Annotated in this window: 6 protein-coding genes; 1 reads left to right on the top strand and 5 read right to left on the bottom strand. The window is 66.6% G+C overall.

Going from position 1 to position 14859, the window contains the following annotated elements:
* Positions 1 to 19 precede the first annotated feature (19 nt).
* The 5 genes from DZC73_RS07895 to DZC73_RS07875 form a co-directional block, all read right to left on the bottom strand.
* Positions 20 to 1405, bottom strand: a complete 1386-nt coding sequence (locus DZC73_RS07895) for an efflux transporter outer membrane subunit (RefSeq protein ID WP_124539697.1) — start codon at positions 1403 to 1405, stop codon at positions 20 to 22.
* Between the two features lie 5 nt (positions 1406 to 1410).
* On the bottom strand, positions 1411 to 4605 hold the full coding sequence (locus DZC73_RS07890; RefSeq protein WP_124539696.1) for an efflux RND transporter permease subunit: 3195 nt from the start codon (positions 4603 to 4605) through the stop codon (positions 1411 to 1413).
* Positions 4602 to 7820: an efflux RND transporter permease subunit gene (locus DZC73_RS07885; protein WP_124539695.1), complete on the bottom strand. Its 3219-nt coding sequence runs from the start codon at positions 7818 to 7820 to the stop codon at positions 4602 to 4604. The genes DZC73_RS07890 and DZC73_RS07885 overlap by 4 nt, the downstream gene beginning before the upstream one ends.
* Positions 7821 to 7832: 12 nt before the next feature.
* A complete protein-coding gene (locus DZC73_RS07880) occupies positions 7833 to 9305 on the bottom strand; it encodes an MdtA/MuxA family multidrug efflux RND transporter periplasmic adaptor subunit (RefSeq protein ID WP_124539694.1) in 1473 nt (490 codons plus the stop codon).
* 188 nt (positions 9306 to 9493) lie between these two features.
* Positions 9494 to 10876, bottom strand: coding sequence for a serine hydrolase domain-containing protein (locus tag DZC73_RS07875; RefSeq protein WP_124539693.1), 1383 nt, complete (start codon positions 10874 to 10876; stop codon positions 9494 to 9496).
* 239 nt (positions 10877 to 11115) lie between these two features.
* Here DZC73_RS07875 and DZC73_RS07870 point away from each other — a divergent pair, with 239 nt between their 5' ends.
* Complete coding sequence (locus tag DZC73_RS07870; RefSeq protein ID WP_124539692.1) at positions 11116 to 14832, top strand: Ig-like domain repeat protein; 3717 nt, start codon at positions 11116 to 11118, stop codon at positions 14830 to 14832.
* Positions 14833 to 14859 lie beyond the last annotated feature (27 nt).

Genomic DNA, 14859 nt, shown 5'->3' with positions numbered 1-14859 from the left:
CCCTCTGCAGCGGGGCTCTTCAAGACTTCCACCCGCCCCCCAGCGCGCGGATCAACCCCACCGCCGCCGTCTGCCGGTTGGCCACCGCCTGCGCCAGCGAACGCCGTGTGCTCAATGCCGTGATCTGCGCGATCACCACGTCGCTGTAGCCCACTTGCCCGGCCTGGTAGCGGTTCATCACCTGCTGCTCGGTGAGGTCCGCGGCCTCGGAGGCCTGGCGGCGCAAGGCTTCCTGTTGTTCGAGGATGCGCACCGCGGCGAGCTGGTCCTCCACGTCCTGGAACGCGATCAGCACGGCTTGCCGGTACTGCGCCACCGACTGCTCCCATGAGGCCTTCGCCTCATCGACCCGGGCGCTGCGGGCACCCGCATCGAACAGCGTCTGCACCACGGACAAGCCCAGCGACCACGTGACGGCCGATGCACTGAACAGGTCACCGAGCTTCGCCGAGCCCAGGCCGTAGTTGCCGCTCAGGCTGAAGTCCGGAAAGAAGGCGGCCCGCGCCACGCCGATGGACGCATTGGCCGCTGCGACGCGGCGCTCGGCCGCGGCCACGTCGGGTCGGCGTTGCAGCAGCGCGGACGGCAGCACGCCCGGCACCGCGGGCAGGGCCGGCCAGGTCCATTCCACGGCGGGCACCGAGAAGTTCGCCGGGGCCTCGCCCACCAGCACGGCCATTGCATGTTCGAGCTGTGCTCGCTGGCGGTCCAGCCCGGCCAGGTCGGCCCGTGCATTGGACAGTTGCGTCTGTGCCTGCAGCAAGTCGCTGCGCGGCACCACGCCGGCGTTGTAGCGGTTCTGCGTGATGCGCGCCGCCTGTTCATAGCCTTCGATGGTCTTGCGCAGCATCTGCGCTTCGGCATCCGTTTCGCGCAGCGAGAAATAGCTCGTGGCGAGTTCGCCCTGGGCGGACAAGGTGGCCGCCGCCAGGTCCGCCGCGCTGGCCTGCGCGCGGGCGCCGGCGGAGTCGACGCCACCGCGCAGGCGGCCCCAGAGGTCCGGCTCCCAGCTGCCCGACAGGCCCAGGGTGTAGCGCGAGTTGGCGCTGGTCTCTCCGCCGCCGGAGCGCGAGGCGCCGGCGCTCAATCCCAGCGACGGAAACAGCGAGGCTCGCTGCTCGCGCACTGCCGCCTGGGCCTGCGCATAGGCCGCCGCCGAGGCAGCGACGTTCTGGTTCGACACCGCCACGCGGTCCATCAGCGCGGTCAGCGCCGGGTCGTTGAACAGCGCCCACCAGGGGCCGCGTTCCAGCGCGTCGGCAGGGGCGGCGTTCAGCCAGCCGGGCGGGGCTTCCTTGAATGCGGCTGAGGTCGGCGTAGAAGGGGTTTCCTGGCGGGGGGCCTGTGCGCAGCCGGCCAGCAGCAGGGCAGCGCACAGCGAGGTCAATGAGAAGACAGTCTTCATGGTCGTCAGTCGGCTTGGACGCCGGCGGGTGCATCGCTGCCCGTGCGGCTGAGCAGGTGTTCGTTGGGGCTGCGGCGGCGAATCTTGTCCAGCAGCAGGTACACCACCGGCGTCGTCAGCAGCGTGAGCACCTGGCTCGCGATGAGCCCGCCGATGATGGCGATGCCCAGCGGCCGGCGCAGCTCGGCACCTTCGCCGAAGCCGATGGCCAGGGGCAGGGCGCCCAGCGCCGCGGCCAGCGTGGTCATCAGGATGGGGCGAAAGCGCAGCAGGCAGGCCTCGCGCACCGCCTCGAAGGCGCTCAGGCCGCGCGAGCGTTCGGCCTCCAGCGCGAAGTCGATGATGAGGATGGCGTTCTTCTTCACGATGCCGATGAGCAGGAACACGCCGATCAGCGCGATGAGCGAGAACTCCATCCTGAACATGAGCAGCGCCAGCACCGCGCCCACGCCCGCCGAGGGCAGTGTGGACAGCACCGTCACCGGATGCACCAGGCTCTCGTACAGCACGCCCAGCACGATGTAGATGACCACCAGCGCGGCGAGGATCAGCAGCGGCTGCTTGTTCTGCGTTTCCTGGAAGGCCGCGGCCGTGCCCTGCATGCTGCCGCGCACGTTGGTGGGCATGCCGATGTCGGCGGCGGCCTGCTCGATGGCCACGCGTGCGTCCGACAAGGTCTTGCCCTCGACCAGGTTGTAGGAGATGGTGGTGGCCAGCTCGCCGTCCTGGTGGTTGATGTTGCTGGGCGTGGGTGCCTCGCCGAAGCGTGCGATGGCCGGCAGCGGCACCATGGTGCGCGAGCTGGTGTTGACCGTGGCGCCTGTGGAGGCGTCTCGAAGGCCGGCGTTGGCCGAGGTGCCCGCCGCGGCGCCAGCCACCTTCGAAGGCACCTGCACGTCATTCAGCGCCACCGGCCCCTGCGCGAACTTGGACTCCACCTCCATCACGACGTGATACTGGTTCAGCTCGTCGTAGACGGTGGCGACCTGCCGCTGGCCGAAGGCGTCGTACAGCGCGTTGTCCACGTCGCGGTTGCTCAGGCCCACGCGGGCTGCGCTGTTGCGGTCGATGGTGACGAAGGTCTCGATGCCGTTGTCCTGCTGGTCGGTGTCGATGTCGGTCAGCACGGGCTGGTTCTTCATCGAGTCGGCCAGCTTCGTGGCCCATTGCTTCAGGTCAGCGGCGTTGTCGCTCTTGAGCGTGTACTGGTAGGTGGAGTTGCTTTGCCGCCCGCCCATGCGCAGGTCCTGCACCGGGTTGAGGAAGAGGCTCACGCCGGTGATCCGGGCCAGTTGCGGGCGCAGCCGCGCGATGACGGCCTGCCCACCGTCCTTGCGCTGCGAGGCGGGCTTGAGGTTCACGAACAGGAAGCCACCGCCTGCGCGTCCGCCGCCCGTGAAGCCGACCACCGTGTCCACTGCCGGGTCGGCACGGATGACGTCCACCAGCTCGCGCAGCTTGGCCTGCAGGGCCTGGAAGGAGATGCTCTGGTCCGCGCGCAGGCCGCCGTTGAGCTGGCCGGTGTCCTGCTGCGGAAAGTAGCCCTTGGGCGCGGCGGTGAACAGGTACACGTTCAGGCCGATGACGCACAGCAGGATGAACATCACCAGCGCCTTGCTGTGCAGCGCCCAGTCCAGGCTGAGTTCGTAGCTGCGGTGCACACGGCCGTAGCTCCATTCAGCCAGGCGCGCCAGGCGGCCGGGTGGACGCGTGCTGCCGTGACCCGGCTTGAGGAGCCAGGCGCACATCATCGGCGTGGTGGTGAGCGAGATGACCAGCGAGATCATCACCGAGGCCGACAGCGTGATGGCGAACTCGCGGAACAGCCGGCCCACCTGCCCGCCCATGAACAGCAGCGGAATGAACACCGCCACCAGCGACAGGCTGATCGACAGCACCGTGAAGCCCACCTCACGCGCGCCCAGCAGTGCGGCCTGCAGCCGGCCCATGCCCTGCTCGATGTGGCGGCTGGTGTTCTCCAGGACCACGATGGCGTCGTCCACCACGAAGCCGGTGGCCACGGTCAGCGCCATGAGGCTCAGGTTGTTGAGGCTGAAGCCCAGCAGGTACATCACCCCGAAGGTGCCCAGCAGCGAGACGATGGTGGCCACCGCGGGGATGATGGTGGACCGCAGGTTGCGCAGGAAGACGCTGACCACCAGCACCACCAGCGCGATGGAGATGAGCAGCGTCACCTCGATCTCGTGCAGCGAGGCGCGGATGGAGTTGGTGCTGTCGGACGCCACCTGGATGTCGATGTCCGCCGGCAGCTGTGCCTTCAACTGCGGCAGCAGGGCGCGAACGCCGTCCACTGTCTCGATGATGTTGGCGCCGGGCTGGCGCGTCACCAGCACGATCACCGCGGGCATGCCGTTGAACAGGCCCAGCGTGCGCACATCCTCGGGGCCGTCGCTGACCTTGGCGATGTCCGACAGCCGCACCGGCGCATCGTTGCGCCAGGCCACGACGAGGTCGCGATAGTCGGCCGCCTTGTGGCCGGGGGCATTGGTGTAGACCTGCAGCCGGCGCTCGTCGGTCTCGACGCTGCCCTTGGGGCGCGTGGCGTTCGACGCCTGGATGGCCGCGCGCACGTCCTCCATCGGGATGCCGAAGCGGTTGAGCGCGAGCAGGTTCATTTCCACCCGCACGGCAGGCAGCGAGCCGCCGCCGATCTCCACGTCACCCACGCCCTGCACCTGCGCCACCTTCTGCTGGACGATGTTGGACACCGCCTCGTAGATCTGGCCCGGCGTGCGCGTCTTCGAGGTGAGCGCGAGGATGATCACCGGCGAGTCCGACGGGTTCATCTTGCGGTAGGTCGGGTTGCTGCGCAGCGTGGCGGGCAGGTCGGCGCGCGAGGCGTTGATGGCGGCCTGCACTTCGCGGGCGGCGCCGTCGATCTTGCGGTCGAGGTCGAACTGCAGCGTGACGCGGGTGGAGCCGCGGCCGCTGGAGGACGTCATCTCGTTGACGCCCGAGATCACGCCCAGCCGGCGTTCCAGAGGCGTCGCCACGCTGCTGGCCATGGTCTCGGGGCTCGCGCCCGGAATGCTGGCCGACACCGAGATGGCCGGGAAGTCCACCTGCGGCAGTGGCGACACTGGCAGCGTGAAGAAGGCGGCCACGCCGGCCAGCGCCACGCCGATGGTGAGCAGCACCGTGGCGATGGGGCGCTTGACGAAGGGCGATGACAAGTTCATCGGTTCGCGCCCCCGTCGGGTTCTTCCTTCAGCGGCAGCAGCGCGGCCGGCTCGCCCGATGAGGCGGGTGCCGGCGCGGGACGCGAGCCGCGCAACCGCTGGCCGAGCCGATCGAACGCGAGGTAGATCACCGGCGTCGTGAACAGCGTCAGCAACTGGCTCACCACCAATCCGCCGAAGATCGACAAGCCCAGCGGCCGGCGCAGCTCGGCGCCTTCGCCGAAGCCGAACATCAGCGGCAGCGCGGCAAAGAGCGCGGCCATGGTGGTCATCAGGATGGGCCGGAAGCGCAGCAGCGCGGCCTGGTGGATGGCATCCCGCGGCGGCTTGCCTTCGCTTCGTTCGGCGTCGATGGCGAAGTCGATCATCATGATCGCGTTCTTCTTCACGATGCCGATGAGCAGGATGATGCCGATGATGCCGATCACGCCCAGGTCGTGGCCGGCGAGCATGAGAAAGAGCAGGGCGCCCACGCCGGCCGAGGGCAGGGTGGAGAGGATCGTGAGCGGATGCACGTAGCTCTCGTACAGCACGCCCAGCACGATGTACACGCAGACGATGGCCGCGAGGATGAGCCACAGCTGGTTGCTCAGCGAGTTCTCGTAGGCGCCCGCCGCACCGAGGAAGGTCATGCTCACGCTGGCAGGCATGTCGATGGCCTTGGCCGCGGCGCGGATGGCGTCCACCGACGTGCCCAGCGACACCCCATCGGCCGTGTCGAAGCCGACCGTGGTGGCCGGATATTGCGCCACGTGGGTGACCTGCAGCGGTGCCTGCACCTCGCGGATGGTGGCGAAGGCCGACAGCGGCGTGTGCCCGCCGCCGCTGGTGGGCACGTTCAGGTTGCCCAGCGCCTGCGGCGTCGCCAGGCCTTCCTGCCGGGCTTCGAGGATCACGCGGTACTGGTTGGTCTCGGTGAAGATGGTCGAGACGATGCGCTGGCCGAAGGCGCTGTACAACGCTTCATCCACGGTGGATGCGCTGATGCCCAGCCGCGAGGCGGTGTCGCGGTCGATGTCCACCTGCACGGCCAGGCCCTGCGCATTGGCGTCGGACACCACGTGCCGCACCTGCTTCACCTCCTGCAGCTTCTGCGCGAGCCGCGTGGCCCACAACGCCACCGTGGCGTCGTCCGAGCCTTCGATGGACACGCGGTACTGCGTGGGACCACTCTCCGCGTCGATGGTCAGGTCCTGCGTGGGCTGCAGGTACAGCGTCACGCCGGCCACCTGCCGCACACGCTCCTGCAGCCGGCTCATCAACTGCTGCTGGCTGCCGCTGCGGCCCTTCTTCAGGTTGATGAGCATGCGGCCGGTGTGCAGCATGGTGTTGTTGGCCGCATCCACGCCGATGAAGGAGGCGAGGTTGTCCACGTCCGGGTCTTCGAGCAGGGCTTGCGCCGCCTGCTGCTGGAGGCTCGCCATGCGCGCATAGCTCACCGACTGCGCCGTCTCGATGCGGGCCTGCAGCTGGCCGGTGTCCTGGGTCGGGAACAGGCCTTTGGGAATGAACACGTACAGCGCGACGGTGAGCGCGAAGGTCGCCAGCGCCACCCACAGCGTCAGCCCCTGGTGCTCCAGCACCCACTTCAGTCCGGTGTCGTAGTGCGCGATGACGCGGTCGAAGCCGCGCTGGATGCGCAGCCCGATGCCATGCGGATGTTCGTCGTGCCGCAGCCAGCGCGCCGACATCATCGGCACGAGCGTGAGCGAGACCACCGCCGAGATGAGGATGGTGATGGCCAGCGTCACCGCGAATTCGCGGAAGAGGCGACCCACCACGTCGCCCATGAAGAGCAGCGGAATCAGCACCGCGATCAGCGAGACCGTGAGCGAAATGATGGTGAAGCCGATCTGCGTCGCGCCCTTGATGGCCGCCTCCATCGGCGGATCGCCTTCCTCGATGTAGCGCGAGATGTTCTCGATCATCACGATCGCGTCGTCCACCACGAAGCCGGTGGCGATGGTCAGCGCCATCAGGCTCAGGTTGTTCAGGCTGTAGCCCAGCAGGTACATCAGCCCGCAGGTGCCGATGAGCGAGATGGGCACCGCCAGGCTGGCGATGACGGTGGCGCGCAGGCTGTGCAGGAAGGCGAAGATGACCAGCACCACCATCACGACCGCCAGCACCAGCTCGATCTCCACGTGCTCCACCGATGCGCGGATGCCGGTGGTGCGGTCGCTGAGCACATCCACCTGGATGCTGGCGGGCATGCTTGCAGTGAGCTCGGGCAGCCGGCGCTTGATGGCGTCGACCGTCTGGATCACGTTGGCCCCGGGCTGGCGCTGCACGTTGAGGATGATGGCCGGCTTGAGCTGCTGATGTGCACCGCCGGCACAGGCATCGTCGGCGTCAGAATGGCGCGCTCGTTGCGCAGGGCAGGGCACCACCGCCCATGCGCCGAGCTTGACGTTCTCGGCGCTGTCCACCACGCGCGCCACGTTGCTCAGTCGGATGGGCGCGTCGTTCTTGTACGCGACGATGAGGTTCTTGTAGTCGTCGGCCGTCAGCAACTGGTCGTTGGCGTTGATGGTGTACGAGCGCGTCGGCCCTTCGAAGCTGCCCTTGGCGCTGTTGGCATTGGCCGAACTGATGGCGCTGCGCACCGTGTCCAGGCCCAGGCCATACGAGGCCAGCGCCTGCGTGTCGGCCTGGATGCGCACGGCAGGGCGCTGCCCGCCGGCCAGCGTCACCAGCCCCACGCCGGACACCTGGCTCATCTTCTGGGCCAGCCGCGTGTTCACCAGGTTCTGTACCTCGGTCAGCGGCAAGGTGTCGGAGGTGACCGCCAGCGTCATCACCGGCGCATCCGCGGGATTGACCTTCGCGTACACCGGTGGCGCAGGCAGGTCGGCGGGCAGGGAAGAATTCGCCGCGTTGATGGCGGCCTGCACCTCCTGCTCGGCCACGTCCAGCGTGAGTCCGAGGCCGAACTGCAAGGTGATGATGGACACGCCCGCGGCACTGGTCGATGCGATGCGCGACAGGCCGGACATCTGGCCGAACTGGCGCTCCAGCGGCGCGGTGACGGTGCGGCTCATCACCTCCGGGCTGGCGCCGGGGTACAGCGTCTGGATCTGGATGGTCGGGTAGTCCACCTGCGGCAGCGCGGACAGCGGCAGGAAGCGGAAGGCGACGATGCCGGCCAGCACGATGGCCAGCATCAGCAGCGCAGTCGCCACCGGCCGCAGGATGAAGGGACGCGAAGGACTCATGGGCCGATGGGATCAGGAGGCTTCGGCGTCGCTCGCGCGGCGGCGGTGCGGACGGCTGGCGCCGTCCATCGGCGCGCTGGCACCGCCTTCGCGATGCCATCCGCCTGCCGGCCCCGAGCCGCCGCCTGCAGGTGCGGAGGCGCCGCGCCGGTTGCCGCGTCCCGTGCCGGGGCCCGATGCGGGCCGGTCACCCGGCAACTGCACCCTCGCGCCATCCTTGAGCCGGTCGGCGCCTTCGGTGATGACCCTCTCACCCGCCGCCAGGCCGCTGGCGATGGCCACGCGGTCGCCGCTGGCCTGGCCGGCGGTGACCTTGCGCAGCGACACCGTGCGGTCCTCGTTGAGCACGTAGACGAAATCGCCTTCGCCGCTGTGGCGCAGCGCGGTGGTTGGCACCACGACCGAGTCCTTGAGGATGTCCAGCATCATGCGCACGTTCACGAACTGGCTGGGGAACAGCGTGGCCTTCGCATTGGCGAAGCGCGCCTTGGCCCGCACGGTGCCGGTCTGCGCGTCCACCTGGTTGTTGATGGTCGAGAAGGTGCCGCGGTCGAGCTCGTTGGTGCGCGAGCGGTCGAAGATGGTGACCGGCACGGGCGTGCCCTGCGCGGTGCGGCGCTCCACCTCGGGCACGCGGTCTTGCGGCAGGGTGAACTCCACGTCGATGGGCGCGAGCTGGGTGATGACGACCACTCCGTTGGCATCGCCCGAGGACACCACGTTGCCCACGTCCACCACGCGCAGGCCGACGCGCCCGCCCACCGGCGCGGTGATGCGCGTGTAGCCGAGGTTCAGCCGCGCCGTGCCTTCGGTGGCCTTGTCGGAGATGACGGTGCCCTCGAGCTGCTTGACCAGCGAGGCCTGCGTGTCCACGTCCTGCCGCGCGATGGAGTCCTGCTGCAGCAAGGTGCGGTAGCGCTCCAGCGTCAGCTTCGCGTTCTCCAGCTGCGCCTGGTCGCGCAGGCGCTGGCCTTCGGCCTGCATCACCGCCATCTCGAAGGGGCGGGCGTCGATGGTGGCCAGCAACTGGCCGGCGCGCACCATCTGGCCTTCCTGGAAGAGCACCTGCTTGAGCACACCCGAGACCTGAGGTCGCACGATGACAGTGGCCGAAGGCGTGACGGTGCCCAGGGCGTCGATCCAGACAGGGATGTCGGTCTTTTCCGCCGTGGCCACGCCCACGGTGGTGGCCGGGCCGCCGCGGCGTCCGCCGCCGCCTCCTGGGCCACCAGGGCCGCCCGGACCACCGGGGCCTCCCGGCCCGGACGCGCCGGGGCTGCTGCCATCGGCCGAGGCCGACTGGTGGGTGAGGTGCCATGCCAGGCCACCCAGGCCAGCCAGCGCGATCACCGCGATCACACTGCCCAGCCAGCGGTGCCGCGGTGCGGATCGAGGGGGTTCGCCGGGCGCGGGCACCAGGTCCGTGCCGGTGCTGGACACACGGCGGGAATCAGGCAACGAAGCCCCTCGTTCTTGTTCTTCCATGGCGGGTAGTGGGTGCGAAAGCGTTTGGGCAGTTGTGAATGCGGCCCTCGCCTGGAAGCGAGTGCCTGAACTTCATCAGCAATCGGCAGGCCCGGCGGGGGGCCGTTGCACGGCAAGAATTCCGTGATGCGGACTGTCCGCGCCCCGCATGTCAGCCGTGCTTCACTTGGTCAATGGATGTAAAGCGACTAGGCACGATAGCGCTCGGCGATTTCCCTGGCGGCCTGCTCCTCTGGCAGCAAGCGCGTGCCGCCGATCCAGACTTCGCGCTTGCGGCCTTTCGCATCCTGTTCGATTCTGGCCAGTTCGCCATGGTTGGCATAGCCGTTGGCCAGCACGATGCGGCCACGCTCCACGCCGTGGCGGTCGCGGCCGAGTGGCTCGATCTCGGAGGCGTCCATCACCGGATTGGGCAGCGCCGGGTTGGCCAGCAGCACCTTGCCGTCCATGGGCAGCAGGTCGAAGGCTCCCCACAGGCTCCAGTAGCGGCCCGTCCAGGCCGAGGCGCGGCGCGACGGCGCACCGTGCTTCGCGTGCGCCTGCATGAGATGCAGCGCCCCGTCCAGCCACACGTGCGACAGGCCGTCGGACGCATTGGTCAGCACGGAGATGGCGATGTCCTGCGAGGGCACGCACACCGTGCGCGTGATGGTGCCCTGGAAGCCGCCGGAATGGCCGAACCAGTCCCAGCCGCCGAGGGTGCCCGAGATCGTCCCCAGGCCATACCAGCGCTCCAGCGTGCCATGCGGATCACGCCATTGGCGGCGTGTCATCTCGCGGCGGCTGTCCACGCTGAGGACGCTCTTCTTCGCGGTGGGCGAGAGGCTGCCGAAGAAGCGTGCGAGGTCGCGTGCCGTGCTGATGAAGCCGGTGGCCGATGCCAGCGCATTCGTCGGGTTGGTGGCGGGAATCAGCACGCGCTTGCCCAAGGGCAGCCGGGCGCTGTGGCCGTGTGCGAATGGCGTGCCCTTCTTGATCGGCGCATCGGGCACGGTCTCCTCCAGGCCCGATGCCTCGACGATCTCACGTGCGATCCAGCTCGCATACGACTCGCTCGTGGCGGCCTCGATCACCATGCCCAGCAGGCCATAGCCGTGGTTCGAATACTTGAAGCGCGAGTTGGGTTCGAGGGTGGTGCCGCGTGAGAGGTCCTCGCGGATCTCGTCGCCGTTGAGGAAGGGGCGGCGGTCCTGCCATTGGCCGGCATCGAAGCCGTCGCGGATCAGTCCTGCGGTGTGGGTCAGCAACTGGCCGAGGGTGGTGCGGGCCACGTCCTCATGCAGGCCGAACACGTAGTCGCCCACCTGGTCATCGAGCTGAAGCCGGCCTTGTTCGCGCAGCTTGAGGATGCCCGCGGCGGTGAAGCTCTTGGAGTGCGAGGCGACGCGAAACCGGTGTGCCGCCGTGAGCGGGAGCTTGCGCTTGAGGTCGGCCGAACCGAACGCGGCCTCGAACACCGGTTTGCCTTTGTGCGCCACGGCAAGGGAGCAACCGGGCTGCTCCGTGAGCCGCATCTGGTGGTCGATCCAGCGCGGCAGGTAGTCGAGGGCAGCGGTGAGCCATTTGTCCAAGGTCGTGTCTCCGTGGGTGGGGTGAATGTACGCAACCCAGGGAACTCGGGCGCCCCAAGAGTATGTGGCTATGTCTTGGTTACTTCAAATTTTCTCGAAAGTCCACTGCAAATGGCAGGCAAGTTTTGTAGCGGATTTGAGAGGTTTACTTGGCCTTGAATCCATGCGATTCTGCGCGCCGCGCACAGTGCGCAGACTAAAAATCTCAAAAGAACAATCGAGGGGGGAAGATGCCCAATATGAAGAGCCTCGCGGCGAGCGTGGCGAGCATTGTTTTGGCCGTTGCAGGCCTGTTTTTGCCTGGCGCACTGATGGCGCAAGAAGTCATCCCTGACTTCTACAAGGACCCGGGACTCAATCCCAATCGGGGCTACGTCAATCAAAGTTTCAACGAACACGTGGATCCATTCACGGGGGCGTTGCAGTTGCACTATGTCGACGTGCACGTGCCCGGCAATGGTGGCTTTGATTTGTCGGTCACGCGTTCGTACAACAGTGTCACCTTCGACGAAACCAATCCGCTGGCGTTCGACAGCCAAGCCGGGTTGGGGTGGCAGATTCACTTCGGAAGGGTGCTTCACAAGGCGATATCGCTGCCTTGCTCGTCGTCTGCCTTTGGTGTCGACACTCTGTCCAACCCGGTCATTGAACTGCCTGACGGCAGCACGCAGTTGCTCGTTCTATCCAGCAGTTCCGCGTCCCTGATGACGACCACCCAGCGCTGGAAAGTGGACTGTGCCGGGGCGGGGGCCGGAATCATCGCCTATTCGCCAGACGGCATCCGCTATGACATGGCTCAGCAGGTGACGGTGGGCAGCGGGACTGCGACTCGCACGGCCTGGTACACCACCAAGATCACCGACCGCAATGGCAACTACGCCAACATTGCGTACGTTGCTGCGTTCAGTCCGAAGATTTCGTCGATCAGTGCCAGTGATGGACGCCTCATTTCCTTCACCTACAGCGGCGGCCTGGTCAGTTCAATCAGCAGCGGCGCGACCACCTTCAACTACGGCTATCAGGCCGTCGCGGGGCAGAGCGGGGCGTATTTCCTGTCCTCGGTCACTCGGCCCGATGGCACCATTTGGCAGTACCAGTACAACGGGCAACTGAGCAGTGCCCCGGGTAGCTACGCGCTCAAGCAGGTCACCTATCCGCAAGGCGGCGTGATCAACTATGGGTACGGAACCTCCAGCAGCGACTACGTTTATTTCGACAGCGTGTCCAACGCTGCGAGCCGCTCGACGGTGGTCAAGACCAAGTCGACCAGCGATGGCGGGAATTGGTCGTTCAGCTATTCGCCGGGCGGCGTCGGGTCCTACGACACCACCACGGTCACCAGTCCGTCAGGAACGACGACCTATCAACACATCGGCCCCAACTACGCCTCGTCGGGCTCGTTGTGGTCGGTCGGGTTGCTGATGAGGAAGCAGATCGGTTCCCTTCAGACCGAGACCTACGGCTGGACTGTGCAGAGCATTTCCAGCCAGCAATACAAGCGCCCAGGGGCGTGGCGAGCATCGCGGCTGGACAGCGCCGTTTATGCACCGGTGCTGAGCGGCCGAACCATCAAGCGCGATGGCCAGGACTACTCGGCCACCTATGGCAGCCTTGATGGCTATGGCAATGCCGGCACCGCAACGGAGTCGGGGCCCAACGGTGGAGGCCGGACCATCACGCGCAACTACTACGCCAACACCGCAAAGTGGATCGTCAAGCAGGTCCAGGATGAGACGGTGTCTGGAGGTGGCGTGTCGATCACGCGAGACTTCGACGGCAATGGCAACCTGTTGAGCATGTCGCGCGATGGCGTGGCCACGACCTACAGCTATGACGGTGAGGGCAACGTCGCCAGTGCCACCTTCCCTCGTTCTCTGGCTCACAGCTACGCCAACTACAAGCGTGGCATCCCCATGACGGAGAGCCAGCCGGAATCGATATCGATCACTCGGGTAGTTAGCGGAGAGGGCAACGTCACGTCCCAGACCAATGGCGAATCCAAGACAACCTCCTATACCTACGATGGACTGAACCGGATCAAGAGCATCGGGTACCCGGTTGGCAACAGTGTGTCAGTGTCATACACGGCCAACACCAAGACGGCCACGCGAGGCTCGCTGACGGAAACCACCACCCTGGATGGATTCGGCAGGCCCACGTCCATCACGATGGGTGGGGTTGCCTACACCTACCGGTATGACGCCCTGGGTCGCCGGGTGTTCGTGTCGAATCCTGGCGTGTCGCAAGGGAACACCTACCAGTTCGACATGCTGGATCGCGTGACCCGGGTGACTCATCCGGATAGTCAGTATCTAGCGGTGACGTACTCCGCCGGTTCAAAGTCGGTCCAGGACGAACGTGGCTACTCCACCACCTACTCCTACCGTGCGTATGCGGATCCAGATGCAGCGCTGCTGGTCAACATCGCTGCGGCGGAGGCTTCTGCAAACATGAGCATCAGCCGCAACGCCAAGGATCTTGTGTCCGGAATCACTCAAGGCGGCTTCACGCGCACCTACGGCTACAACACCAAGGGGTACCTGACCTCGGTGGTGAACCCGGAGACCGGCACGACGACCTATGGGCGAGACGATGCGGGGAACATGACCTCGCGCACCGTCGGATCCTCGGCGACGACCAGCTACTTCTACGATGGTCAGAATCGCTTGGTGACTGTGGCCTATCCGTCGGGCACGGCGCCTGTCACCAAGACCTACAGCAAGACGCACAAGGTCAAGTCCGTGGTGACCTCGGTGGCGTCCCGGACCTACAGCTATGACGGCAACGACAACCTGATCCAGGAGACCCTGGGCATCGATGGGCTGTCGTTCGGCACGGCCTATGCGTACGACGGCAACGACCAGTTGAGCAGCATCACCTACCCGCAATCGGGGCGAGTGGTGTCGTATTCGCCCGACGTGCTGGGGCGGCCCACGCAGGTGTCAGGGTTCGTGACCGGTATCAGCTATTGGCCGTCGGGGCAGGTCAGCCAGATCAGCTACGGCAACGGAACAACCACGACGTATGGGCAAAACAGCCGCCTGTGGCCGTCGTCGTTTGCCACGTCAAAGTCCTCCACGGGGTATTTCAACAGCAGCTACGGCTATGACGGGGTGGGCAATCTCATGACCGTCACGGACAGCCTGGATGCCACGTTCAACCGGTCGCTGGACTACGACAAGCTGGGTCGGCTGACTTCAGCGTCTGGGCCGTGGGGCGCGGGGGCGCTGACCTACGACGGTCTGGGCAACCTCAGGAGCCAGAGCTTCGGTGGGGCGACGCTCAACTATTCATACGACGGCAAGAACCGATTGGCGAGCGTGTCGGGCAGCCGCACCGCGTCGTATGACTATGACGAACTGGGCAACGTCGTGGGTGCCGGCGGTGCAAGCCATACCTACGATGCAGCGCCCAACCTGGTGTGCGCCAAGTGCAACGATGCGACGGGCAAGCAGCAGTACCAGTACGACGGCTCGAACCAGCGTGTGTCGGTGCTCAAGGCCGGGGTGAAGAGCTACGAGGTCTATGGCTTCAACGGCAACCTGCTGGTGGAGTTCACACCGGGCACGCCGCAACGAACCGTGGAGCACGTGTACCTGGGCAACAAGCGCATGGCGCAGGTGGAACCCACGGCGGCGGCGGTGACGCCCGCGGCGGGCGGCAAGCTGGTGGCGATTGCGAGAAGGAACTTGATCCTGACGGCCAGCGTGGCGGGGTCATCGCCCAGTGGCACGGTGTCATGGTTCGAAGGTTCGAACCTGTTGGGCAGCGCGACGCTGGTCAGTGGCAGTGCGTCGATCACCATCAACTACGCAACGCCCGGGACGCATGTGATCCGGCTGGAATACAGCGGCGATGCGCGCAACCTGCCGGCGTCCAGCACGGAGACCGTGGTGGTGAAGGTGGCGCCCGAGGACGTGCTGGGCATCATGAACAGCATCCTGGACAGTGATTGAGTCGACGGGGCCATCAACACGATGGCC

Origin of the sequence: Rhizobacter terrae, from assembly GCF_003852895.1 — a bacterium.
GTDB classification, from domain to species: domain Bacteria; phylum Pseudomonadota; class Gammaproteobacteria; order Burkholderiales; family Burkholderiaceae_C; genus Albitalea; species Albitalea terrae.
Note: the sequence above shows the minus strand (reverse complement) of the source record. Positions and strands in the feature narration are given on the sequence as shown.

What these genes read in the sequence shown, in the direction of transcription:
- DZC73_RS07870 (WP_124539692.1), top strand. Translation starts at nt 11,116, where the DNA reads ATGAAGAGCCTCGCGGCGAGCGTGGCGAGCATTGTTTTGGCCGTTGCA.
- DZC73_RS07890 (WP_124539696.1), bottom strand. Translation starts at nt 4,605, where the DNA reads ATGAACTTGTCATCGCCCTTCGTCAAGCGCCCCATCGCCACGGTGCTG.
- DZC73_RS07880 (WP_124539694.1), bottom strand. Translation starts at nt 9,305, where the DNA reads ATGGAAGAACAAGAACGAGGGGCTTCGTTGCCTGATTCCCGCCGTGTG.
- DZC73_RS07885 (WP_124539695.1), bottom strand. Translation starts at nt 7,820, where the DNA reads ATGAGTCCTTCGCGTCCCTTCATCCTGCGGCCGGTGGCGACTGCGCTG.
- DZC73_RS07895 (WP_124539697.1), bottom strand. Translation starts at nt 1,405, where the DNA reads ATGAAGACTGTCTTCTCATTGACCTCGCTGTGCGCTGCCCTGCTGCTG.